The organism is Amycolatopsis keratiniphila, assembly GCF_000400635.2.
Lineage (GTDB): Bacteria > Actinomycetota > Actinomycetes > Mycobacteriales > Pseudonocardiaceae > Amycolatopsis > Amycolatopsis keratiniphila.
Genome location: NC_021252.1, coordinates 265332 through 289563, shown reverse-complemented (window position 1 = coordinate 289563; position 24232 = coordinate 265332). Strand labels below are relative to the sequence as shown.

21 protein-coding genes and 1 tRNA gene are annotated in these 24232 nt (G+C 69.2%); 12 read left to right on the top strand and 10 right to left on the bottom strand.

Annotated features, from left to right (window positions below; translation table 11 throughout):
• The first annotated feature begins 6 nt into the window (after positions 1-6).
• Complete coding sequence (locus AORI_RS42355) at positions 7-4962, top strand: RHS repeat-associated core domain-containing protein (protein WP_016330728.1); 4956 nt, start codon at positions 7-9, stop codon at positions 4960-4962.
• Positions 4963-5031: 69 nt separating this feature from the next.
• Here AORI_RS42355 and AORI_RS42350 read toward each other — a convergent pair whose 3' ends face one another.
• The 3 genes from AORI_RS42350 to AORI_RS42340 all read right to left on the bottom strand — a co-directional run bounded on the left by AORI_RS42350 (position 5032) and on the right by AORI_RS42340 (position 8513).
• The gene (locus AORI_RS42350) at positions 5032-6105 is read right to left on the bottom strand and encodes a GGDEF domain-containing protein (RefSeq protein WP_016330727.1); all 1074 of its coding nucleotides are present in this window, start codon (positions 6103-6105) and stop codon (positions 5032-5034) included.
• A 356-nt stretch (positions 6106-6461) separates the two neighbouring features.
• A complete protein-coding gene (locus tag AORI_RS42345) occupies positions 6462-7724 on the bottom strand; it encodes an MFS transporter (protein ID WP_016330726.1) in 1263 nt (420 codons plus the stop codon).
• 72 nt (positions 7725-7796) lie between these two features.
• Positions 7797-8513 carry a CTP synthase C-terminal region-related (seleno)protein gene (locus tag AORI_RS42340; protein WP_016330725.1) on the bottom strand — a complete coding sequence of 239 codons (717 nt, stop codon included), beginning with the start codon at positions 8511-8513 and terminating at the stop codon, positions 7797-7799.
• Positions 8514-8589: 76 nt separating this feature from the next.
• Between AORI_RS42340 and AORI_RS42335 the strand changes: the two genes are divergently transcribed.
• Positions 8590-9438, top strand: a complete 849-nt coding sequence (locus tag AORI_RS42335; RefSeq protein ID WP_228688283.1) for a LysR family transcriptional regulator — start codon at positions 8590-8592, stop codon at positions 9436-9438.
• On the opposite strand, the gene AORI_RS42330 is transcribed toward AORI_RS42335, so the two are convergent.
• Both AORI_RS42330 and AORI_RS42325 read right to left on the bottom strand, forming a co-directional pair.
• On the bottom strand, positions 9426-10091 hold the full coding sequence (locus AORI_RS42330) for a hypothetical protein (RefSeq protein WP_228688282.1): 666 nt from the start codon (positions 10089-10091) through the stop codon (positions 9426-9428). The genes AORI_RS42335 and AORI_RS42330 overlap by 13 nt on opposite strands.
• A 114-nt stretch (positions 10092-10205) precedes the next feature.
• On the bottom strand, positions 10206-11030 hold the full coding sequence (locus AORI_RS42325; RefSeq protein ID WP_016330722.1) for an SDR family NAD(P)-dependent oxidoreductase: 825 nt from the start codon (positions 11028-11030) through the stop codon (positions 10206-10208).
• Between the two features lie 146 nt (positions 11031-11176).
• Here AORI_RS42325 and AORI_RS42320 point away from each other — a divergent pair, with 146 nt between their 5' ends.
• Both AORI_RS42320 and AORI_RS42315 read left to right on the top strand, forming a co-directional pair.
• Complete coding sequence (locus AORI_RS42320; RefSeq protein WP_016330721.1) at positions 11177-11938, top strand: trypsin-like serine peptidase; 762 nt, start codon at positions 11177-11179, stop codon at positions 11936-11938.
• Between the two features lie 7 nt (positions 11939-11945).
• Entirely contained in the window at positions 11946-12164 is a 219-nt protein-coding gene (locus tag AORI_RS42315) for an RNA-binding S4 domain-containing protein (protein WP_016330720.1), read from the top strand.
• A gap of 77 nt (positions 12165-12241) precedes the next feature.
• Here AORI_RS42315 and AORI_RS42310 read toward each other — a convergent pair whose 3' ends face one another.
• The gene (locus tag AORI_RS42310; RefSeq protein WP_123798234.1) at positions 12242-13186 is read right to left on the bottom strand and encodes an Ldh family oxidoreductase; all 945 of its coding nucleotides are present in this window, start codon (positions 13184-13186) and stop codon (positions 12242-12244) included.
• 113 nt (positions 13187-13299) lie between these two features.
• Between AORI_RS42310 and AORI_RS42305 the strand changes: the two genes are divergently transcribed.
• From AORI_RS42305 to AORI_RS42295, 3 genes are all read left to right on the top strand, one after another.
• The gene (locus AORI_RS42305) at positions 13300-13587 is read left to right on the top strand and encodes a DUF2277 domain-containing protein (RefSeq protein WP_016330718.1); all 288 of its coding nucleotides are present in this window, start codon (positions 13300-13302) and stop codon (positions 13585-13587) included.
• 23 nt (positions 13588-13610) lie between these two features.
• The gene (locus AORI_RS42300) at positions 13611-13973 is read left to right on the top strand and encodes a DUF4190 domain-containing protein (protein ID WP_043847845.1); all 363 of its coding nucleotides are present in this window, start codon (positions 13611-13613) and stop codon (positions 13971-13973) included.
• A 44-nt stretch (positions 13974-14017) separates the two neighbouring features.
• A tRNA-Ser gene (locus tag AORI_RS42295) sits at positions 14018-14106 on the top strand.
• Positions 14107-14156: 50 nt separating this feature from the next.
• Here AORI_RS42295 and AORI_RS42290 read toward each other — a convergent pair.
• Complete coding sequence (locus tag AORI_RS42290; protein ID WP_016330716.1) at positions 14157-15881, bottom strand: RICIN domain-containing protein; 1725 nt, start codon at positions 15879-15881, stop codon at positions 14157-14159.
• Positions 15882-15984: 103 nt separating this feature from the next.
• On the opposite strand from AORI_RS42290, the gene AORI_RS42285 reads away from it, so the two are divergent.
• Both AORI_RS42285 and AORI_RS42280 read left to right on the top strand, forming a co-directional pair.
• Positions 15985-16392 (top strand): YciI family protein, encoded by a 408-nt coding sequence (locus AORI_RS42285; RefSeq protein WP_016330715.1) that lies wholly within the window; start codon positions 15985-15987, stop codon positions 16390-16392.
• 8 nt (positions 16393-16400) lie between these two features.
• A complete protein-coding gene (locus tag AORI_RS42280) occupies positions 16401-17534 on the top strand; it encodes an RNA polymerase sigma factor (protein ID WP_043848513.1) in 1134 nt (377 codons plus the stop codon).
• Here AORI_RS42280 and AORI_RS42275 read toward each other — a convergent pair.
• The gene (locus tag AORI_RS42275; RefSeq protein ID WP_016330713.1) at positions 17524-18027 is read right to left on the bottom strand and encodes a MarR family winged helix-turn-helix transcriptional regulator; all 504 of its coding nucleotides are present in this window, start codon (positions 18025-18027) and stop codon (positions 17524-17526) included. The genes AORI_RS42280 and AORI_RS42275 overlap by 11 nt on opposite strands.
• Before the next feature lie 539 nt (positions 18028-18566).
• Here AORI_RS42275 and ypfJ point away from each other — a divergent pair.
• Entirely contained in the window at positions 18567-19478 is a 912-nt protein-coding gene (gene ypfJ / locus AORI_RS42270; RefSeq protein ID WP_016330712.1) for a KPN_02809 family neutral zinc metallopeptidase, read from the top strand.
• A gap of 147 nt (positions 19479-19625) precedes the next feature.
• On the opposite strand, the gene AORI_RS42265 is transcribed toward ypfJ, so the two are convergent.
• The gene (locus AORI_RS42265; RefSeq protein WP_200870951.1) at positions 19626-21167 is read right to left on the bottom strand and encodes a M28 family metallopeptidase; all 1542 of its coding nucleotides are present in this window, start codon (positions 21165-21167) and stop codon (positions 19626-19628) included.
• A gap of 80 nt (positions 21168-21247) precedes the next feature.
• Here AORI_RS42265 and AORI_RS42260 point away from each other — a divergent pair, with 80 nt between their 5' ends.
• Positions 21248-22225, top strand: a complete 978-nt coding sequence (locus tag AORI_RS42260; protein ID WP_016330710.1) for an NAD(P)H-quinone oxidoreductase — start codon at positions 21248-21250, stop codon at positions 22223-22225.
• Here AORI_RS42260 and AORI_RS42255 read toward each other — a convergent pair.
• Positions 22222-23421 carry a cysteine desulfurase-like protein gene (locus AORI_RS42255; protein WP_016330709.1) on the bottom strand — a complete coding sequence of 400 codons (1200 nt, stop codon included), beginning with the start codon at positions 23419-23421 and terminating at the stop codon, positions 22222-22224. The two genes, AORI_RS42260 and AORI_RS42255, sit on opposite strands and share 4 nt — an antisense overlap.
• Before the next feature lie 134 nt (positions 23422-23555).
• On the opposite strand from AORI_RS42255, the gene AORI_RS42250 reads away from it, so the two are divergent.
• The gene (locus AORI_RS42250) at positions 23556-24164 is read left to right on the top strand and encodes a bacterial proteasome activator family protein (protein WP_016330708.1); all 609 of its coding nucleotides are present in this window, start codon (positions 23556-23558) and stop codon (positions 24162-24164) included.
• Positions 24165-24232: the final 68 nt, after the last annotated feature.

Sequence of the window (24232 nt, the reverse complement as noted above, 5' to 3'; positions counted from 1 at the left end):
GTCGTCGTGGGTAACCCGCTTGTCGCCGAGGTAAAGGATTCGACGAAGGCGTACACCGGCTCGTCACTGCTGGAGTCGGCGTTCGACCTGAAGTCGGCCATCGAAAGCGGCGACTGGGCGTCGGTGGCGCTGGGCGCCGTCGGGACCGCGCTCGACGCGCTGTCGATGGCGATGGATCCCTTCGGCGCGATCCTCGCGAACGGCGTCGGCTGGCTGATGGAACACGTCGGCCCGCTGAAGGAGGCGCTCGACGCGCTCACCGGCAACGCCGACGAGATCGCGGCGAACGCCGAGACCTGGATGAACATCGCGACCGAACTCGGTGACGTCGGCGCGGATCTCGCCGGGATGGTCTCCGCCGACCTGCAGAGCTGGACCGGGAACTCGGCCGACGCCTACCGTGCCCAGGCCAAGGACACGGTCACCCTGCTGGAGTCGGCCAAAGCGGGTTGCGAGGGCGCTTCCAGCGGCGTGAAGACGGCGGGCGAGGTCGTCGCCGCCGTCCGCGCGCTGGTGCGCGACATCATCGCCGAGCTGATCGGGCATCTGATCAGCTGGGCGCTCCAGGTGCTGTTCACCCTCGGGATCGGGCTGACCTGGGTGGTCCCGCAGGTGGTCAACGCGGTCGCGAAGACCGCGAGCAAGATCGCGAACCTGACGAAGAAGACCGTCAAGGCGCTTCAGGCGCTGATGCCGCTGCTGAAGCGGGCGGACGACCTGTTCGACAGCGCGGCCAAGGCGCTGAAGAAGCTCCAGCCGGGCAAGGGCGCGCCCGCGCCGAAGCCGAACAAGCAGGACGAAGGCACGACGCCCAAGAGCAGCCCCGACGGCGGGGGTACCTCACCGTCCGGCGCTGGGCCCGGCAAGACCGATCCGCCGCCGGTGAAGTCGGATCCGCCTCCGCCGCCGAAGAACGAGACCCCGGACGGATCGACCACGCCGTCCGGCTCGCCGCCTCCGCCGCCCAAGGACCGCGGCGCCCCGAAACCCGAGACGAACAACCGGATCAAGGACAACGAAACCACCCCGGGGGACCGCGTCCCGCCCAAGGACCGCGGCGGCTGCGGCGACCCGATCGACGTCGCGACCGGCTCGATGATGCTGACGCAGGACGACGTCGTGTTCGCCGGCGTCCTGCCGCTGACCGTTTCGCGGACGCACCTCTCGTCGTACCGCCTCGGCCGGTTCTTCGGCACGTCGTGGGCGTCCACTGTGGACCAGCGAATCGAGGTCGAGGCCGACGGCCTGCACCTCGCGCTCGCCGACGGGACACTTCTGTCCTACCCTGTCCCGGTTTCCGGCCCCGTTCTCCCGGAATTCGGGCAACGGCTGCCTCTGTCCAAAGTTGACGACGGCTACGCGGTGACCACTCCCGACGGGATGCTGCTCTTCTCCGGCCCCGGGGATTCCCTTCCCCTGCGCGCGATCGTGGACGGTGACGGTCACCGGATCTCGGTGCACTACGACGACAACGGCGTCCCCCGCGAGCTGGAGCATTCCGCGGGTTACCGCCTGCTCGTCGAGTCGAGGGATGGACTCATCACCGCCCTTCGGCTTCCCGGAGCCGAAACCGCCCTGCGCAGCTACCGGTACGACGAGCGGCGCCGCCTGGTCGAGATCACCGACGTTGCCGGGCAACCCCTGCAATTCACCTATGACGCCGAAGGCCGGATCGTGCGCTGGGAGGACGTCAACGGGCGCTGGTACGGATACGGCTTCGACTCCGCGGGCCGCGTCGTGCGGGCGCAGGGCACCGGCGGCTTCCTCGACGTCGACATCGAGTACGACCGGGAAAACCTGGTCACCTCGGTCACGAACTCGCTCGGCCACGTCACCCGCTATCAGCTCGACGAACTGCACCGGATCGTCGCGGAGACCGATCCGCTGGGCAACACCACGCGGTACGAGATCGACCGCTTCGGCAAGCTGCTCAGCCGCACCGACGCCTTGGGCCGCACCACGCGGTGGGAGATGGACGACGACGGGAACGTCGTCACCGTGCTGCAGCCCGACGGCGGCCGCGCGCTCGCCGAGTACTCCGCGCCCGGCCGCTGGACCAGCCGGACCGGGCCGGACGGCGCCGTCTGGCGCCGCGAGTACGACGAGCGCGGGAAGCTCGTGCGGGCCACGGATCCGACCGGCGCCGCCACCACCTACGGCTACGACGACGCGGGCAACGTCGCGGTCGTGACCGACGCGCTCGGCGGGGTCACCCTGATCGAGTCGAACGCGGCGGGCCTGCCGGTCGCGGTCACCGACCCGCTCGGGGCGGTCACCCGGTACACCTACGACGAGTTCGGGCAGACCACATCGGTGACCGATCCGCTCGGCGGGGTCACCCGGACGAAATGGGACGGCTTCGGCGAGATCTCCGAGCAGATCGACCCGGACGGCTCCGTGTGGCGCTGGAATCGCACCACGGCGGGTTCGGCCGACGAAGCCGTGGACGCCCGCGGGAACGCGGTGCGCACCGAGTACTCGCAGTTCGACCTGCCCACCGCCGAAATCGGCCCGGACGGCGATCGACTGTCCTATGTGTACGACACCGAGCTGCGGCTCGTGTCGGTCACCAACGAACACGGTCTCGTCTGGCGCTACGACCACGACGCGGCCGGGAACCTGGTGCGCGAGACCGATTTCAACGGCCGCACCACCCGCTACGGCTACGACGCCGCCGGGCAACTGGTGTCGCGTACCAACAGTCTCGGCCAGACGGTCGTCATCGAACGCGACGCGCTGGGCCGCGTCGTCGGGCGCCGGGCCGGCGACGACGTCGCGACGTTCACCTACGACGGCGCCGACCGGATGACCTCGGCCCGCAACGCGCATTCCGAAGTCACCATCGCCTACGACGCGCTGGGCCGCATCGTCTCGGAAGCGCTCAATGGCCGGGCCGTCCGCTCGGAGTACGACGCCATCGGCCGCCGCGTCGCGCGGCGCACACCGTCGGGCGCCGAGTCGTTCTTCGCCTACGACGCGGCGAGCCGTCCCGTCGCGCTGCGGACCGCCGGGCGCACCCTGCGGTTCGAGTACGACCCGGCGGGCCGGGAGGTGTCGCGGCGGCTGGAGGGCACGCCGGTCGAACTGCGCCAGGGCTGGGACGCCGCCGACCGGCTGACCTCCCAGACCGTCTCCACCGGCCGGGGTGTGGTGCAGCACCGCGAGTACGGCTACCTGCGGGACGGGCTCGTCTCGTCGATCTCGGATTCGGTGTCCGGGCCGAGGTCGCTGCGGGTCGACCGGGCGGGCCGCGTGGTCGACGTCCTCGGCCAGGGCTGGCGGGAGAGCTACGGCTACAACCTCGCGGGCGCGCTCACGCAGGCGGGCTGGCCGGGCGCGGATCCGGCCGTCGGACCGCGGCGCTACCAGGGCACCCTGATGACCGGCGCCGGATCGACGTCGTACCTGCACGACACCGAAGGCCGCACGATCGCGCGCCGGGAACCCGGCCGCGCCTGGACCTATCAGTGGAACTCCGACGACCGCCTGACCGGCGTCGTCACCCCGGACGGCGAACGCTGGCTCTACCACTACGACGCGCTCGGACGGCGGATCGCCAAGCAGCACCTCGACGTCCACGGCCGGATCCTCGAACAGATCGACTTCATCTGGGACGGCTCGAACCTCGCCGAGGAGATCCGCGGCGGCACCGCCGTGGTCTGGGATCTGGAGCCGGGCACGGAACGGCCGATCACGCAGATCGAACGGATCCCCGGACAGGACGCCCGGTTCCACGCCATCGTCACCGATCTCGTCGGCTCGCCGAGCGAGCTGCTCGACGAGTCGGGCGAGGTCGCCTGGCATCTGCACACCTCGTTGTGGGGCAAGGTGCTTTCGCCGCCGGGGCGGGCGTACACGCCGTTGCGCTTCCCCGGCCAGTACCACGACCCGGAAACCGGGCTGCACTACAACTTCAAGCGCTACTACGACCCGGCGACCGGGCGATACCTCTCGCACGACCCGCTCGGCCTCGAACCGGCGTCGGACTCGCTGGCCTACGTCGGCAACCCGACGGACATGATCGACCCGCTCGGCTTGGCGCCGACGAAACCCACGACGGGCACCTGCGGCAAAGGAACCCGCGGGGGCGGCGGCAAAACGAAATCGTCGGGCAACCGGGTCACCAAGCCGAAACCGACGCCGGGTCCGAAGAAGCCGCGGCGCCCACCGCAGAGCTACCTCGACGGTACGCACGGCGCGAAGAAGCGTGAGCAGAACCGGCTCACCGCGAAGTACGACAACGAACTCAAGGCCGACGGCCGGGAGAAGGTCTCCGGGGATTCCCACGAGTCCGAGCACCCGGTCCCCTACGAGGCGATCGGCCGGGGCAGTGGCGGCGCACGGGGTTCGAGTCACGACCAAAAGGACCTGGAGAACCACGCTTGGGCGTATCAGGAGGCCAAACCCGCGCACTCGTCGCATATCGGTACCGGTAACAAGGGCGACCAGGACCTGACCGAAGGTTCGGCGAAGCCGAGCGGCTTCAAGAACAGCCAGGACTACCGCGACTCCGAGCGCAACGCGCTGGAAGGCGGCGACGCGAACACCGCGATCCAGCTCAACCAGCTCGACTACGCGTTCCGGGACGGGTTCAAGAACACCGACGGCACCCTCGACGGCAAGATCGCGGACGACTCGTACCACAAGATGATCGACGACGCGCACGCCAGCGGTAAGGGCCTCACCTACTCGACCGGTCCCGGGACGACCGCGACCACGCCGCCGTTGTCCAGCCACGACGTCAAGGAACTGCACATGGCCCGGGACACCATCCGGGACGGTGACTGGCCCGAGGAGATGAAGCGGCAGAACCGCGAGACCTACGAGCAGGAAGTCGACCGGATCCACGACAACTACCCGGAGCCGAGCGCGGCCGACCGGGCGAAGTACCAGACCGGCGAGGGCGGCTGGGGCGACCTGGACTACGGCAAGAAGGACCCGAACGCGATGGACGTCGACTGACGCATTTCGTCCTCTGGATGCGGTAGTCGCGCACGCAAGGACCGCATTCAGAGGACGAAACGCGGGTCGTCAGGCCGCGGCGAGGGCTACGACGCGGTTCCGCCCGCTGTTCTTCGCCTGGTAGAGCGCGGAGTCGGCGACGTGCAGGAGCCGTTCCAGCACGGTCCCGCCCGACGGATACACCGCGGCGCCGATCGACACCGAAAGCCCTCGCACGATCCGAGGCCCCGAAGCGGTCGCGACCTCGACCTCGATCGCCATCACCGCCCGGCGGACCCGCTCGGCCACGGGGAGCACCTCGGTCTCCGTCGCGCCGGGAAGCAGCACGACGAACTCCTCACCGCCGAAGCGGCCGACGGAGTCGTAGTCGCGTACGTGCTCGGAGATCGTCTTCGCGACGACCTTGAGCACGACGTCACCCGCTAGGTGCCCGTAGACGTCGTTGACCTGCTTGAAATGGTCGAGGTCGAGCATCAGCACGCCGAGTTTGCTCTTCGCCCTCGCGGCCGACGAGAGCTCCCGTTCGCTCAGCGCGTGCCACGCGTGCGCGTTCAGGACGCCGGTCTTGCCGTCGATGTTCGCCGCGATCTCCAGCTGCCGCACCAGCACGCTGCGGTGCAGCACCAGCACCGGGAGCAGCACGAACGGGACGAGCGCCGGCGCGTGCACGATGCCCAGCGCGGTCGAGGTGCCGAGCACCAGGGTGGTGACTTCCAGCAGGTTGTCGTCGCCCGTGCCGAACAGCGCCCGCGGGGATCTGGCCCCGGTGTGCAGGTAGACCGAGAGCGCCACGATGAACGCGTTGGCCACGGTGAACACGGCCGCCGCCTCGACGATCTTCAGCGAACCGGCGAACCCGACGGGCAGTCCGTTCCACCCCGCGACGATGGCTCCCGCGGCGAGGCAGGAGATCACGATCGCCGCCGCGCAGTACACGACGCGGTAGGCCGGGCGGTGACTCATCCCCCGCCACACCCGGAACCAAAGATGCAGGTAGATGAGCAAACCGAGGGCGAGCGCGAGCCCGGACGGCAGGACGAGCACCCCCGCGAACGTCCACACCGAAGTCATGTTGATATGCGGCCGGTCGCACAGCGTGCGCCGCAACCGTTCCACCGAACGCGAAAGCTCGGCCTGCAGCACAGCGAGGCCGAGCAGTGATCCAAATCGGACGAATTCCGTAGTCTCGTAGTTCGATCGGAGCAAGGCGATTACGGCGACTGCCGCCGCGAGGCCTTCCACCACAAGAAAAACCGCAGGAACACCGCGTGGTCCGGACCATAATTCCCAGCGTCGGACCCTGGCTCTCAGACGTGTACCGGCCCCTTCTCCGGCGAGTTCCGTATCCCCCATAATCATCGTCACCGGTCCCCCTTCCGTACACATTTCAATGTATCCGAGGTAGTACTGAGGGTGGCTCGAGTCAATTCCGGAACACACAGATGGAGCAGTGGGAGGGAGGACCATCATGAACGGTCGCGAGGACTGATCCCACCAATTCAGCCGGTTCGGCTCCCGGCCGGGAGCCAGACATCGGGGCCGGTGGCGATGGCCCGTTTCCACGCCATCGCCATCGGTCCCGCCGAGACGACGGCCACCGTCGCGGCCACCCCGACGGCCACGAACGGACCGGTCAACTGGGCGAGACCGCCCGCGAGCATGATCCCGATTCCTTGCACGGTCACCAAACTCGTCGAGGTCAAGCCCATCACCTGCGCCCGGACGCCGTCCGGCACCGCGCGGGCCATCAACGCGACGGCCTGCAGGTGGTACGGCGCCGCGAAGGCCCCGCTGAGCCCGATCAGCACGAGACAGACGGGCAATGACGGGCGAAAGAAGACAAAGACCAAAGGAACGACGGATGCGATGGCGAGAATGCCGACGATTCGCGTTTTCCGTCGCGCCGGAACCCATTTCGTGAAGATCCACGAGCCTATTACCGAACCGATCGGATCGGCCGCGAGAATAAGACCGACCGCGAAACTGCCCGCCCCGAGCCCGACGGCGAGCGGCGCCGCGAGCCCCTCCGGCGCGATGGCGAACCCGGCGAGCATCTTCAACCCGAAGAGCACCCGAATTCCCTTGCCCTGCCACAGTTCCCTGACGCCTTCGCCACTGAAAGCCCGCGCCACAAGGCTTTTCACCGAAGATTCCGTGGCGGCGGGCCCCCGGCGGCGCACCCCGGCGGAGACGAGCAGCGCCGAGACCACAAAGGTCACCGCGTCGATCACCAGCCCCCAGTAGGGCGTCACGAGCCCGATCACCAGTCCGCCACCGCCGAATCCGGCCAGCTGTGCCGTTTGGATGGTGATCGTCCGGACGGCGAGCCCGGCGACGTACCGGTCGCCTTCGAGGACGTCCGGGAGCAACGCGAGCTGCGCCGCCCGGAACGGGCCGCCCGCCATCGTCAGGATCACCAGCAGCCCGGCCAGGACCGGCAGCGGCATCCCCGGCACGGCCATCAGCGCCGCGATCGCCGCGCGCAGCAGGTCGCAGACGATCATCACCGTCCGCCGCGAATACCGGTCCGCCAGACCGGCGAACAGGGTGCCGCCGACCAGGGTCGGCAGATACGTCAGGCCGTAGGTGAGCCCGGTCAGCCCGGCCGACGCCGTTCTTTCCCAGACCAGCACCGACAACGCGACCCTTGCCAGCTGGTCACCGGCCTGCGAAAGCGCCTCCGCCGCCCATAACGCACGGAACTCGCCGACCGCGAAAGCGGCCTTGAACGCGGTGCCCCGAGCGGAATCCCCCTTCTCCATGAGCCCCTCCCCTTGGCTCACGGTAGTCGATCACTTCCGCAGTGTCAGCGGCCATCCGGCCCACGACGACCGTCAGTGTCCACTGTGGACCGACAGTTTCGCGTGCTCCACCGCGGCCAGTGCGAAGGCCCGGACGATCGGATGCGGCCGGGTTCCGTCACCGGCGAGTTCCGGCTGGAACAGCGTCGCCAGGAAGAACGGGTGCTCCGGCAGTTCCGCGATCCGCGCGTCGCCATCGTCGTCGAATCCACTGAAGACCACCCCGTTCGCCGCCAAGGTGTCCAGATGCCGGGCGTCGAGACCGTACGAACAGTGATACCGCTCGACGGAACGTGCCGCCCCGAGCACCCGAGCCGCCAGGGTGTCCGGCGTGATGTGGACGGCGCCTTCGTGGCCGACGAGCGAGCACGCGAGCGGGACGATCAACCGCTCTTCCGCGTCCGGCGCGTTCTCCGCGTGCCCGATTCCGCCGAGACCACAGACGTTCCGCGCGAATTCCAGCAGCGCGTGCTGGAAGCCGGCGCAGGTGCCGAGGAACGGGATGCCGTTCTCGCGGGCGGCGCGCACGGTCTCCACCGCACCGGCTTCGGACCGGTAGGGGCTGCCGGGCACCAGCCAGACGGCGTCGAAACCGGTGAGGTCGCCGGCGGCGTCGGTCGGGATCCAGTAGGCGTCGAGTTCGAGGCCGTCGCGTTCGGCGAGCCGTTCGAAGAGCATCGGGATGCGGACGTGGGAGCGGACGCCGTCCGAGCGGTCGCCGACCACGGCGATCGTGGCTGTCTGTGTCATGCGGTCATCCTGACCCGCGAACCGAGTTCAGCGCCAACGATGATCCTTGCTGTGTCCATAAGCGATACTGATGCTCATGGAGACCCATCTGCTCCGCACCTTCGTGGCGGTGGCCCGCGGCGGCTCGTTCTCGCGGGCGGCTCACGACCTCGGCTACACGCAGTCCGCGATCTCCCAGCACATCGCCGCGCTCGAACAGGACCTCGGCACCGCGCTGCTCACGCGGCGGCCCGTCGCGCCGACGCGCGCCGGGGAACGTCTCCTCGAACACGCCGGTCCGCTGCTGACCCGGCTCGACGCCGCCCGCGCGGACCTCGCCCGGCTCACCGCGGCGCCCACCGGGCGGGTCGTCCTCGGGCTCACCCCGCTGTCGCTCACCGCCGAAGTCGCCGCCGCCGCGCGCCGCGGCACGGAACTGCGCGTTCTAGGCCGCGACGACGTCCTGCCGGAGGTCGCGACGGGCTCGCTCGACCTGGGTCTCGTCGACGGCATGACCGCGCCGAGCGATCCGCTCCCGCTGCCGGACGTCGGCCCGCTCACCACCACCGTCGTCGGCGAACGCCCGCTCGCGGTCGCGGTGCCCGACGGGCATCCGATGGCGGGGCGGGCGGTCCGGCTCGCCGAACTCGCCGACGCGGGCTGGATCGACGCGCCGGACACGGCGATTCCCTTGGAACGCTTGAGAAAGTTCGCCTCGACCGACGGATTCCGCGGCAGGCTGCGCTACACCGGGACCGACGTCCGCGGTCTGCTCGGCCTGGTCGCCGCCGGCCAGGGGCTGGCGCTGCTCCCGGCGGACGTCATCAACGGCGTGAGCGCGCTCTCCCTGTCCTCGCCGCGGGTGGTGCACCGGACCGAACTCGTACACGGGGATCCCGGCGAGGGTTCGGCGCTGGCCGCCGCGCTGACGGGTCAGCGGCCGTAGCCGTAGCTCACCATTCCCTGCGCCATCTGCATCGCCAGGGAACTCGCCACGACGGGGTCCATCATGCTCCGGATGTCCTGCGTGGGCTTCTCGCGCGAGCCGAGGTCGGAGCGCGGCTGCTCCGGCGGCCTGGTCTCGGCGGGCGGCAGGGCGACGACCCGTTCCTTGACGGGCTTCTTCTTCGTCGCGGGCGCTTGCTGCTTCACGGTGACCGGGACGTAGACGGTCACCGGGGCGGCCTGCGGCGCGGGCTGCGCGACCGGAGGTGCGGCCTGCTGGGTCGCCACGGCGGGCAGCGGCTGCTCGGGCAAGGCGGTGTCGTCGACCGGCTGGAAGGTGAAGGTGCCGGCGAACCAGCCGATCGCGAGCAGCGCCACCCCCGCCCCGCCGACCAGCCAGGACCGGGCGCGGCGGTGGATGACGACGGCCTTGGGGCGGAGATCCTTGTCCACCACCGGTTCGCAGACCGGCGGCCGCACCGGCATCGGCTCGGGCTCGGGTTCGTTCTCCGGGCTGCGCCGCCGTTTCGGCAGGCTCGCCGCGATGATCCCGGTCCGGTCCAGCAACTCCGCCGTCTCGACGGAGAGCGCGGCATCGGTCGGCGTACGGCGCTGGGCGGCGCGCGGCATGGGGACCTCCGGGAGGGGAATCACGAACTTCAGCATTGTGGTGCATTTCCGACGCCGCCGTAAGTAACGCACCCCGATCGAGTTATCCCGAGCCGCCCGGACCACGGAGGGTTACTCCGTTCAGTGGCTTCCGCTTTCTCAGAGATTCCGCATTCCCAAGCGCCCCAACAGCGCGAGCGGCCGCTGGTAAAAGGAGCCGAGCACACGGGGAATCGCGTCGATGGCGTACGCGTCCGGACCGATCAGGATCCGCGCCGTCCCCCGTTCGATACCACGGACGATGGTCTGCGCGGCCTTCTCCGGCGTCGTCCTCGCGATCTTTTCGAATCCCTCGGCGGCTTTGTCGATGTCCCGCTCGGCGCCGCCCCGCGCGTCACGGGCGATATTCGTCTTGATGCCACCGGGATGCACGCAGCTGACCTTGACCGGATGCCGGGCGATCAGCATTTCCTGCCGCAGCGCCTCGGTGAACCCCCGCACCGCGAATTTCGCGGCGTTGTAAGCGCTCTGCGTGGGCACGCCGATGAAGCCGAACACACTCGAAAGGTTGACGATGTGCCCGTCACCCGAAGCGATCACCTGGGGCAGAAACGCTTTCGTGCCGTTGACCACGCCGCCGAGATTGATCCCCATCAGCCAGTCGTAGTCGTCCCAGGTCATTTCCTCGACCGTGGCGCCGAGCGCGACCCCGGCGTTGTTCACCACGACGTTGGCACCGCCGAAATCGACGGCGACCTCCTCGGCGTGCGAGAGGACGGCGTCACGGTCGGCGACGTCGAGCTCGTACGCCTTCGCGGTCGCGCCCGCCTTCTCGCACTCCGCGACGGTGCCCGCCGCGCGGACGGCGTCGACGTCGGAGAGCGCCAGCCTGGCGCCCCGCCCCGCCAGCTCGATCGCGAGCGCCTTGCCGATCCCCGAGCCCGCGCCCGTGATCACCACGACCTTGTCCGTGAACGACTTCATACCCGCTCCCAACCCGCTCGACTGTTACCGGAGGTAACACATACTACGGCTGTGAGCTTGCTGTGCGTTGATCGATTCGGGCTGTGTTCGCACCCCGCTTATGGTGATCTGTAACCGGACAGCCGTGGACGAGCGAAAGGAAGACGATGCGCCGCGCCCTGTTGCTCGTGCTCTGTGTCGTTCTGTCCGGTTGCTCCGCCGCGTCGGATCCCGCCGCGACCGAAGACGCCGCCCCCGCCGCGACGGTGGCGGCCACCCCCGAAGCACCGCGGACCAATCCCGCGATCGGCGCGCTCTTCCTGGACGGAACGCATTTCTGTACGGCCAGCGTCGTCCACAGCGCCCCCGGCGACCTCCTGCTCACGGCGGCGCATTGCCTGCACGACGGCGAAGGCGGCGAGTACGCGACGGGGATCTCGTTCGCACCCGGCTACCACGACGGTGTCGCGCCGTACGGGTACTGGGAGGTCTCGGATCCGCAGGTTCCCGACGGCTGGGCCGAGTCCTCCGATCCGGACCTGGACGTCGGGTTCGCGACCGCCCGACAGGCGGGCACCACGAAGACCCTCGAAAGCATCACGGGCGCCAACACCCTGCTGACCGGCGGCGGATTCGCCCACGCGATCACCCTGACCGGGTATCCCGACGAACGGGAGGCGCCGGTCGTCTGCCACGGCACCAGCGCCCAGGCCGACACCTACCAGATGCGTGTCGCGTGCCCCGGCTTCACGACCGGCACCAGCGGCGGCCCGTGGGTGGTCGACCCGGACCCGAAGACCGAGCTCGGCACCGTCGTCGGCGTGATCGGCGGTTACCTCTACGGCGGGGACGATCCGGACACGTCCTACAGCAGCTACTTCGACACCGACGTCGCCACCTTGTACCGGAAGATGGACGCACGGGGATGATCTCCCCATGAGCATCCACGACGTCCCGATCACCGGTGAACCGATCCGCCTCGGCCAGTTCCTCAAACTGGCCAACCTGGCCGAAGACGGATCGCACGCCAAAGACCTCCTCGACGCCGAAGAGGTCACGGTCAACGGCGAGGTGGAGGTCCGGCGCGGCCGTCAGCTGACGAACGGCGACGTCGTGGAGGTCGGCGGCGAAGGCGGCCGCGTCGTCCTGGGCTAGCGGGCTGAAGGGGACCTTCCCCGCATGCGATGCGGGGAAAGCGCCCTTCACCGCGTCTTATGCGGGGAAAGTCCCCTTCAGCGGCCCTGCAACGGCGCCAGGCGCAACGCCTTCGCGAGTTCTTCGAGCTCCCGGTGCACCGGCTCGTTGAGCGGGACACCCAGTGCCTGGCACTGTTCGAGGTACTGCGCCTCGCGCCAGCCCGGATAGCGGACCGGGGTGCCGCCCTCCCAGCCGAGCAGGCTGCCGAACAACGCGCTCGCGGCCTTGTAGAACCCGTCGGCGCTGCGCAGCGTCGTCGGCGCGATGGCCATCACCATCAGCCCGGTGTCGTGGTCGTGGTCGCCGACCCCCGACAGCACCCCGGCGAAGATCTCCACCAGCAGGGCGAAACCGGCGATCGCGGCGCTGTCGACCTCAGCCAGCGTGTCCAGGTCGAGCACGAATTCGGGGTACGCGCCGGCGGGGGCGGCCATGCCGAGCGGGTTCGCGGCCGTCCCGCGCTCCCCGCCCGCCGCCATGACGAGCCCGATCATGGTGTGTGGCAACGCCCTCGCGGCATGATGCCCGGCACGGCCGAACGGCCCGACGCCGCGTACCGACATGAGCCCGACGCCGTACCGGCCCGCCCGCGACACCGCCCGGTCCATCGCGTCGCCGACGGCCCACAGGCCCGGCGCGCGGCGGTAGTCGATCAGGGCCGCGGCGCCGCGGTCGGCGATCATCAGCGGTTCGGCCCTCGGCCGCACCATCCCGTTGGCCAGCATCGGCAGATGGAGACGGGTCAGTTCGGCGACGCCGGACTCCGGTGTTCCGGTGAGATCGCCGTGGCACAACGCCTCCGCGGCCATCCTGGCCCGCGACCAAGGCAGGTCGTGCGCGGTGAAGATCTCGGTGACCAGGTCGATCAAGGCGTCGATCGGGACGCGCTGCCAAACCTGTTCCGGTATCGGGGAGGGTTCGGCCGGTTCGGGGATCGGCTCGACGGGCGCACGGCGGAGAGAGCGAGGTCTGAGGGGCACTCCGCCGAGGGTGCCCAAACGCGTTTTTCGGCGTCAACGAACCAGAGCAGCTTCTAACCGACTGTGTGATCGGAGCGCTCGGAAACGTCGGTGGGCGGACGTACGATCGGGGCATGTGCCGCAACATCACCACGCTACGAGGCCTGGAACCGGCGGCGACGCCGGACGAGATCGAGGCCGCCGCCCGCCAGTACGTCCGCAAGGTGTCCGGGGTGCAGAGCCTTTCCGACGCCACCCGCGAACCGTTCGAGGCCGCCGTCGCCGAGATCACCGAGATCACCCGGCGTGTGCTGGCCGAGCTGCCCCCGCGCCGTCAGCCGCCGACGACGGTGCCGCCGCTGCGCCGTCCCGAGGTCCAGGCCCGAATCGCGGCGAAGGCCGCGAAGAGCCAGGCATCCTGAGCGTCGCCGGTTACGGTTAGCGGGTGACATACCCGCAAGACCCCTACGGTCAGCAGCAGCCCTACGGCCAGCAACCTCCGTACGGGCAGCCGTACCAGCAACCGGGTTACGGATACGGCCCGGCGATGCCGCCGCAGGAACAAGGTCTGGCGATCGCGGCGCTGGTCGTGTCGATCGCGAGCCTCGTCGCGTGCAGCGGGCTGCCGTCGATCGCCGGCGTCATCATGGGGCACATCGCGCATTCCAAGGCCAAACGCGGGGAAGCGGGCGGCCAGGGGATGGCGCTCGCGGCGATCATCATCGGCTACCTCGGCGTCGCCATCATCCTGCTGCTCTTGGCGGGTTTCATCTTCGTGGGCATCCTGACCGACTGGGACTTCGACTAGATCCGAAGCGTTAAGGCAAAGACCCGTCGGATACCCTCGACAGCGGTAGCGTGTCCGAGCGGCCGAAGGAACATGTCTTGAAAACATGCGAGGGCTCTGTCCTCCGTGGGTTCGAATCCCACCGCTACCGCCAGCCTTGAAAACGAAAGCGCCCCAGGCCCTGTGGACCTGGGGCGCTTCGCGTCACGCGGGCACCAGCGCCCAGACGGTCTCGTCGCTACGGCCACCCAGGAACGGCCGCTGCTCCAGCAGCGAAGCCGTGCCGTTGTTGATCTGCCGCACCGCCAGGTTGCTCGCCCTGTTCACCAGCCCGTAGCGCATGTCGGCGCTCCGCAACAACTTCCACTGCTGGTTGACGGCCGAGCCGCAGTGCGTTTGCTCGAACTGCGCGCCCTCCGCGGTGCTGCCGGAGACCGGCCGCAGGCACTGACCGCTCCGCTCGTTGGAGATCCTCCAGTACCCGCCACCGACGTCGGTGAGCCGCCATTTCTGGCCGTTGTCGTTCTGCCTGGCCACATGGGTGATCTTCGCGCCCGCCGACGACGAGCCGTCGACGACCGCCGCGCTGTTGCCGTTGGTGGCGACGGTCAAGTAGTACTTCTTGCCCGCCTGAGGACCGGGATCGGCGACGGGGTTCAGAGTCCACTGCTGGTTGGCCGCCCCGGTGTAGGGCTGCTGGACCAGGGGCGCCGGGTACGCGCCGCCGTCGGTGATCGCGAATCCCGTCAGGTAGTTGAAGATCGCCACCTTGCCGTTACCGAGCGGCTGGAACGCCCACCGCATGCCGTTCTGGCCGTTGCAGTTGTACTGCAGGATCGGGGTTCCCGGCGCCGTCCCGCTCTGGGCGCTGTCGGCGCACAGCTGGCTGTTGGCGTTGACCAGCTGAAGGCCGGTGTTGTACCCCAGGATCCACTTCTGGCTCAGGGAATCGGTCCGCGAGCGATGGCTGAGGTTGACGAGCCCGCCGGTCGACGAGCCCACAACGTCGATGGCGTTACCGCTCGCTCCGGTGATGACGTAGGTCTTCCCGCCGCGCGCGTGGCCGTCGTCGTTGTCCGGAGTGTCCTTCTTGATCAGGAAGGCGCTGTTCGCGACGTTCCAGTGCGTCGCGAGCCAGCTGCCCGGGGTGGGGTTCGTGCTGAAGTAGTCGTCGTTGCCGCAGTCCAGCAGCCGGTCGAAGTCGCGTTCCGTGCAGTCGAAGGACTGGGTGTCGCCGTAACACATCAGGTCCCATTCCTGGGAGCAGTGCCCGCCGCCCTGGTAGTGCGGCGCACCCGGCAGGACCGCGCCGAGCATGTGGCCCAGTTCGTGGGCGGCGGCGTTGACACCCCAGCAGGGGACGGCGATCTCCGTGTAATGCCTGCCGTTGTTGAAGGCGTTGGCCGGACCGGGCTGGTCGTCGCTGTCGCCCCAGGTGCCCGCACAGGTGTGCGGATTGTCGGAGAACAGCATGTAGTCGCGGTCCGCGTTGAAGAAACCGGCCTCGATGGCGCGGTCGCGGATGGCGCCGGACAGATACGTGCCGTCGGGCACCACGAGATTCGCGACGGCGACCTGGCAGCCCGCGCCCGCGGTCGTCACGTAGCGGAGATGTCTGCTGCCGCCGGTCGCGGCGGCGCTGTCGTTGAACGAATCGTCGATCCCGGACGCGTACGCGCGCAGGGACGGCACCACGGTCGCGTACCGATCCGGCTGACCGGCCTCGCGGACGTAGACCAGCTCGACACGTTTGCCGGAAACCCCGTCGCCCTCGCAGACCACCGGGTTCGCGGCGATCAGCGCTTGAGCGACGGCTGGAGCGAGCGGGGCCGGGGCCACATCGGCGGCGCCCGCTTCTCCGGTGAGCAGGCCACAGATGAGACCGATGGTCACAAGCAGGCAGGCGGTTCGCCGTTTCGCCTTGGACAAGGGCTCTTCCTTTCGCGATGGAGGAACGCGATAACGACGCTAGAGATCGGATGTATGGCCGCGCCAGGCAGAAGGACCGGCAGTCTGCCGCTACCCTTCGGCCATGCCCAAGTACCTGCTGCTCAAGCACTACCGCGGCGCTCCGGCAGCGGTGAACGACATCCCGATGGAGCAATGGGCGCCGGAGGAGGTCACGGCGCATATCGACTACATGCGGGACTTCGCGACCCGGCTCGTGGAGACCGGCGAATTCGTCGGAGAGCAGGCTCTCGCGCCTGAAGGCACCTTCGTCCGGTACGGCGGCGAGGGCAAGCCTCCGGTCACCGACGGCCCCTTCGCCGAGACCAAGGACCTCATCGCCGGGTTCATGATCATCGACGTCGACAGCTACGAGCGGGCGCTCGAGCTCGCGGCTGAGCTGTCGGCCGCCCCGGGAGCGGGCGGGAAGCCGATCCACGAATGGCTCGAACTGCGCCCGGTGCTGGGCGAGCCGCTCGTCGGCACGGAGTGACCACCGAACTGGACGAGGCCCTGCTCCGGAGCCTCACGCCGAACGTCCTCGGGATCCTGGTCCGCCGCGGCGCCGACTTCGCGTCGGCCGAGGACGCCGTCCAGGAGGCACTGATCGAGGCCGTCCGCGTCTGGCCAGCCGACCGGCCGAAGGATCCGAAGGGCTGGCTCGTCACCGTCGCGTGGCGCAAGTTCCTCGGCATGGCACGGTCCGACGCCGCCCGCCGTCGTCGCGAAGACCTCGTCGACGAAGAGCCGGCTCCCGGGCCCGCTCCCGCGGTCGACGACACGCTGCAGCTCTACTTCCTGTGCGCCCACCCGTCGCTGACACCGTCTTCGGCGGTCGCGCTCACCCTGCGCGCCGTCGGCGGGCTCACCACCCGCCAGATCGCCCAGGCGTACCTGGTGCCCGAAGCGACCATGGCGCAGCGCATCAGCCGCGCCAAGCGCACCGTCTCGGGAGTGCGTTTCGACCAGGCGGGCGATGTCGCCACCGTGCTCCGCGTGCTCTATCTCGTGTTCAACGAGGGCTACTCGGGCGACGTCGACCTCGCCGCCGAAGCCATCCGGCTCACCCGGCGGCTCTTCGCCTCGATCGACCATCCCGAGGTCGCCGGGCTGCTCGCCCTCATGCTGCTCCACCACGCCCGCCGCGCCGCGCGGACGGCGGCCGACGGCGAACTGGTGCCGCTCGCCGAACAGGACCGCGGCGCCTGGGACACACGCCTGATCGCCGAGGGCGTCGAGATCCTGCAAGCCGCGCTGGCCCGCGACAAGCTGGGCGAGTTCCAGGCGCAGGCCGCCATCGCGGCGCTCCACGCCGACGCGCCCACCGCGGCGGAGACCGACTGGGTGCAGATCGTCGAGTGGTACGACGAACTCGCGCGGCTGACCGGCAGCCCGGTCGTCCGGCTCAATCGCGCGGTCGCCGTCGGCGAGGCGGACGGGCCGCGCGCGGGGCTGGCCGCGCTCGCGGAACTGGACGATTCTTTGCCGAGGTACGCGGCGGTGGCGGCGTACCTCCACGAGCGCGACGGCGATCTGGCGACGGCGGCGCGGCTGTACGACCAGGCCGCGGGCCAGGCGGCCGACCCGGCCGAGCGCGCCCACCTGACGCGTCAGGCCGCGCGGCTCAGGAAGTGATCGGCGGCAGCCGCGGCAGGCCGTCGATCTCCGACAGGTGCTCCAGCACGCGCCCGAAAGCCTGCCCCAGCACCCGCTGCTCCTCGGAGCTCAGCAGGTCGATCAGATGCTCCCGGACCCCCTCGACATGCGTCGGCGCCGCGCCCTCCAGCAGCTCCGCCCCGCTCTCGGTCATCTCCGCGACGACGCCGCGCTTGTCCGCCGGGTCGCGCGTGCGGCGGATGAGGCCCTCCGCCTCCAGCCGGACCATCTGGTGCGAAAGCCTGCTCTTGGTCGAGCCGAGCATGCTCGCCAGCTCCGTCATCCGCATCCGCCGGTCGGGCTGGAGCGAAAGGCAGACCATGACCTCGTAGTCGGCGAGGGTGACGTCGTGGCGCTCGGAGAGTTCGCGATGGAGGCGTTGCCTCAGCCGCATGGTGGCGACGATGTACGAGCGCCAGGCGACCATCTCGGACTCGGACAGCCAGCGCACTTCCTTCTGCTCCACCGCCATCCACGCAGAGTAGAGCGTTGATCGCACAAGGCGCATACCCACCGGTCACTTTTCGGCACCTGAAAAATCCGGTGGAACATTCGCCCGAAGGAGGGTTACGAAAAGGTTGAGACTCGGCGCGAAAAGGCGCATTCTGCTTGTCAGCGGATGGTCGGGCAAGTACCGGGCGAACCCGTGGAAGGGTCGCCGGACCTGCTCCCAGCCGGGAAGGGTCAAGGTGGTGGTATGGCGGGTGATTCTCGCGGTTGACCGCCTGCTGTGTCCCCGCGACCGGAACGGAACGGACCGGGTCGGTCGCGACTGTGAACAGCGACGAGCGCGGGCATCTCGGATGCGCTCGACAATTCTGGCGCATTCGGCGTCACTCCGGCCTGTTTCGGGTTAGCGGCCTCTTCGACCGCCTCGGCAGCGCCAGGACGCCGGCCCGGTGATCGCGGCCGACCGGCGATCGGAACAAGACAACCTCGGTAGTCCTGGGTGCGGCCGCCCCTCGCGGCCGCACCCAGGCGTATCCGGGGTCTTCCGGCTACGCTTTCCCCGTGCGATTCGACGAAGGCGCGGGCCTGGACACCTCCGAGGTCGAGGACCTGCGCGGCGGTGGCGGCGGGATCGGCGGCCGGGTGGCACTCGGCGGCGGCGGGCTCAGCGTGGTCGGCCTGGTCATCTACTTCCTCTTCTCCCAATTCGGCGGCGTGAGCCTGAACCCGTCCTCGAGCGGGCTCGGCGGCTTGGGCACCGGGCAGCAGATGGACAACACGTCGCTGGCACAGGAGTGCAAGACCGGCGCGGACGCGAACCGGAACCACGACTGCGCGATCGTCGCCATCATCAACTCGATCCAGGACTACTGGGGGCAGGAGTTCCAGCGGTCCGGGTCGACCTATCGCAAGGCCGTCACCAACTTCTTCAACGGCGGCGTGAACACGGCCTGCGGCAACGCGACCTCCGACGTCGGGCCGTTCTACTGTCCCGGCGACTCCGAGGTCTACATCGATCTCGGCTTCTTCAACGAACTCCGCACCCGGTTCGGCGCCCAGGGCGGGCCGTTCGCGGAGGCGTACGTGCTGGCCCACGAATACGGGCACCACGTGCAGAACCTCACCGGGGTGTCCAAGAAGGGCACCGGGAGCGGGCCGACGTCGGGTTCGGTGCGGCTCGAACTGCAGGCCGACTGCTACGCCGGCGTCTGGGCGAACCACGCCACCACCACCCCGACCGAGAGCGGGCGGCCGCTGATCACCGAGGTCAGCCAAGAAGACGTCAACTCCGCGCTGGACACCGCCGCGCGGATCGGTGACGACTACATCCAGTCGAAGCTCGGCGGGGGCCGGGTCGACGAGTCGAAGTTCAGCCACGGGACCTCGGCGCAGCGGAAGAAGTGGTTCACCACCGGCTTCCAGACCGGCGAGCCGGCGCGGTGCGACACCTTCGCGACCAACAGCCTGGGCTGAAACTCGCGGGTGCGTGTGAAGGAACCCTCCCCTCGGCTCAGCCGAGAAAACTCGACCATCACACCTTGCCTAAGTACCTGAAGGCCCCCTTCGCTGCGTCTAGCGCAGTGAAGGGGGCCTTCACGTACTCACGAGGCATCTAGAGGATCAGGCGGCGACGTGGTGGTCGTCGGCCTGGACCGAAGCCGTCATGCTTCGCTGCTGAGACCGCTCAGTCGCGCGAAGGGCCTTCGCCTTCGCAGTCGAGCTGCCCGACACACCGTTGATGTTCGCGGTGCTGGTCGCGTACACGCCCAGCGCCCACGCGACGGCGTCGGAGTTGCGCTCGAGCGCGACGCGGTCGACGTTGCCGAGGTTGTCGCACGCCTGGTGGTAGCACTTGTCGTAGGCGACATCGGCGCTACCGCCCCACTTCGCCGCCTGCGCCGCGGTCTTCACGCCTTCGGCACCGGTGAACAGGCCACCGGCCGGGATGCCGACCGCGATGAAGCGACCGTAGTCCGAGCGACCGGTGAAGTCCGTGCCCTCGACCGGGACACCCTTGCCGAGCTGGAGGTAGTCGACCAGGGTCTTTTCGAGCTGAGCCGAACCGTACGGGCCCGCACCCGCGCCGACACCGTCGGAGTTGTCACCGTCGTAGGCGAAGTACGCCGCGTTCGGCGAGCCGATCATGTCGTAGTTGTAGTAGAGCGCGATGTCGAGCTGCTGCTCGAAGCTCAGCGAGTTGACGTAGTAGGTCGAGCCGACGAGACCGAACTCCTCGGCACTCCACCAGCCGAAGCGGACGGCGTTGTTGGCCTTGGGCTTGCTGCCCAGCTGCAGCGCGGTCTCCAGCAGCGCGGCGGAGCCGGTGCCGTTGTCGTTGATGCCGGGGCCCTCGGTGACGCTGTCGAGGTGGGCGCCGAGCATCACGACGTTGTCCTTGCGGCCGGTCTTGGTCTCGGCGAGGACGTTGTAGCTGGTCCGCTGCTCCTGGAAGGCACGCAGGTCGAGGGTGACCGAGGCACCGGCCTTGCCGGCGAGCGCCTGGCCGTCGGCCTGGGTGATGCCACCGGTCGGGATCTTGGCCGCGGACGGGTCGCCCAGGGTGCCGTTGACCGGGCCCGGGACGTTGTTGTAGACGATCGCGCCGACGGCACCCGCCGCGGCGGCGGTCGCCTGCTTCTGCGCGAAGGAGCAGCCACCGCGCTGGATCAGCGCGATCTTGCCGGTGACTCCGCCGGCGTAGTCGGCCGCTTCGCAGCCGCTGGTGTCGTCGACCGGGACCACCGCGAGCGGGGCGGTGATTCCGCCGTCCGGAGTCGACGGGCTGTAGGACATGATGATGATCGGGACGTCGGCGCCCGCGACCGTCAGCTTCTCCGCGAGGGTTTCCGCGTAGGTGAAGGGGAACTCCTGCCGCGTGACCGTGAAGCCCGCCTGCTCCAGCTTCGTGGCGACGTACTCCGCGGACTTCTTGTGCCCTTCGGTGCTGGCGGCGCGGCGGCCGCCGTTCGCGTCCGAGATCCGCTGGAACGCGACCAGGTGCCGGTTGACGTTGTTCACGTCGACCTTGCTGACGAGCTGCTTCGCCAGCGCGGGACCGTCGATCCCCGTGGCCGCTGTCGCAGCGGGAGCCATTCCGACCGTGAGCGCGGCGGTGGCCATCACCACGATCGAGGGAACAATGCTTCTTCGCGAATATGACATGGGCGTCACCTTTGTGTGGTTTGCGCCACAGGTCAACCGACGTTCGGCGGACTTTACGACACCGGGATAGGGTCGTTTGTATGTACGCGATCACCATCCGTGAGCCCGGCGATCCCGATGTTCTCGAATGGACCGAGGTCCCTGATCCCGTGGCGGGTGAAGGCGAAGTCGTCATCGAGGTCGCCGCGAGCGCCGTCAACCGCGCTGACCTGCTGCAACGTCAGGGAAACTATCCTCCGCCGCCGGGTGCCAGCGAAATCCTCGGACTCGAATGTTCGGGCACGATCGCCGAAATCGGCGAAGGCGTCGAAGGATGGCGAATCGGCGACGAAGTTTGTGCTTTGCTCGCCGGTGGTGGCTACGGGGAAAAGGTCGCCGTTCCGGCCGGACAACTGCTTCCACTTCCCGCCGAAGTCGAATTGCTCGCGGCCGCCGGACTGCCCGAAGTCGCGTGCACGGTTTGGGCGAATGTGGTGATGCACGCCGGTCTGTCCGAGGGCGACGTCCTGCTCGTCCACGGCGGCGCGGGCGGCATCGGCACGCACGCGATCCAGGTCGCCAAGGCGCTCGGCGCGACGGTCGCGGTCACCGCGGGGTCGGAAGAGCGGCTGGAGAGCTGCCGCCAGCTCGGCGCCGACCTCGCGATCAACTACAAGGAGCAGGATTTCGTCGAGGTGCTGCGCGCCGGAACCGGCGGCGCGAACGTCATCCTCGACAACATGGGCGCCAAGTACCTCGGCCGCAACATCGACGCGCTGGCCATGGACGGCAGGCTGGTGATCATCGGCATGCAGGGCGGCGTCAAGGGTGAGCTGAACATCGGCAAGCTGATGGGCAAACGGGCGAGCGTGTTCGGCGCGGGTCTGCGTTCGCGTCCGCTGGCGCAGAAGGCGGCGATCGTCGCGGACGTCCGCGAGCGGCTGTGGCCGTTGGTGGAGCAGGGTTCGGTGAAGCCGATCGTCGGTCAGGTCGTCCCGATGGCCGAAGCCGCTTCCGCGCACCGGGCTCTTGAAGATGGCACCGTTTTCGGCAAGGTTCTGCTGGCAGCGAAGTCTTAGCGGATCTCTTCCAGCACTCGGACGAGCTGATTGACCTCGAAGACGTTCGAGTAGTGCGCGAGCCCGATGCGGACGGCGCCGCCGACTTCGGCGGCGCCGAGCGACCCGAAGACACCGCTCGTCCCGTCGTCGGCGAAGGCACAGAGCCCCTGGGACGCCAGGTATTCGGCGACCTCGGGCGCTTTCTTGCCCGCGACGGCGAACGCGAGCGCGGGGATCCTGCGCATGGCGTCGCCGATGACCATGACATGCCGCAGCGAACGCAGCTCCGTGGACAGCTGCGCCAGAAGGCCCGCGTGATACGACTTCGCCGAGCCCAGCGACGTCACCAGCTTCTCGCGCCGGGAGCCCAGCGCGGCGTCGTCCAGACCGGCCAGATAGTCGATCGACGCGATCAGCCCGGCCAGCAACGGGTACGCGTGCGGCCCCAGCTCCATCCGGGCCGGACCGCGCGCGGCCGGGTCAAGGGAGACCGACGGCAGCCGTTCGAGCAGTTCGGGATCGCGGAAGACCAGCGCCCCCACCGACGGCCCGCCCCAGGCCTGCGCCGAAACCACCATCACGTCGGCGCCGAGCGCGTTGAGGTCCAGCGGCACGAAGGGCGCCGCGTACGTCGCATCGACGACGACCAGCGCGCCGACACGTTTGGCGAATTCGATCACCGTCGGAACGTCGGGCCGCGTGCCGACCGAACCGGACGCCAGCGTGACCGCGACGGCCTTGGTGCGTGCGGAGACGAGGTTCTCGTACTGCCAGGCGGGCAGCTCGCAGGTCTCGATGTCGATCTCGCCCCAGCGCACGACCGCGCCGACGCGTTTCGCCGCGCGGCGCCACGGCGCGAGGTTGGCCTCCTCGTCGAGCCGGGAGACGACGACCTCGTCGCCGATCGTCCAGCGATCGGCCATCGCGTCGACGAGACGGCGGATGAGATCGGGCGCGTTGGGGCCGAGCACGACTCCGGCCGGGTCGGCGCCGACCAGGTCGGCGACCGCCCGGCGAGCGGCCGTGACAATGCTCTCCGCGCGCTGGGAGGCCGGAAACGCTCCACCCGGCCCGGACACCGGAGCGCGCATGGCCGTGGATACGGCCGAAGCGACCTGTTCAGGTACGAGCATTCCGGCGGCGCCGTCGAAGTGAATCCAGCCGTCACCCAGCGCGGGAAACAACCCACGGATACGAGCGACGTCGAACGCCATGGGGACACCGTACGGACGTGCGGTTTGGCGCTTTACCCGGGGTTGGCTGCCCGACCACGGGGCGCGACGATTCCCGCTACGCTCGGAGACGGCGCCGAAAACCACACTGCGCTTCGTGCCCGACGTAGGCCAGGATGGAGCACATGACCGACCCAGTTTCCCGCGAATCGACCACCCCCGGTGACGGCGGCGGAGACTCCCCACACCATGTGGTGGTCGTCGGTCCCGACGGCACCCCGGTCGGCACCGCACGTATCGCCGCCCCCGGCTCCGACTCCGGCGAGGAGGGGCAGGAGGAATCGCTCGGCGACCTCGTCGAAGAACCCGCCAAGGTGATGCGCATCGGCACGATGATCAAACAGCTGCTGGAGGAGGTCCGCGCCGCGCCGCTGGACGACGCCAGCCGCACCCGCGTGCGCGAGATCCACCAGACCTCGATCCGTGAGCTGGAGCAGGCGCTCGCGCCCGAGCTGCAGGACGAGCTGGAGCGGCTCGTGCGGCCGTTCACCGAGAACTCGACGCCGTCCGATGCCGAGCTGCGGATCGCACAGGCGCAGCTCGTCGGCTGGCTGGAGGGGCTCTTCAGCGGCATCCAGACCGCGCTGTTCGCGCAGCAGATGGCGGCGCGGGTGCAGTTGGAGCAGATGCGGCGGGGGCTGCCGGCGGGTCCTTCCGCGGGCGGCGCCGCTTTGGGTGGGCACGGGGCTGGCGGCGAGTCGCACGGGCCGGGCCAGTACCTCTGACACGCGCCATGAACGGTCCGTTTCTTGCAAATTTTGCAAGGAACGGACCGTTCATAGCAGCCGGAGGG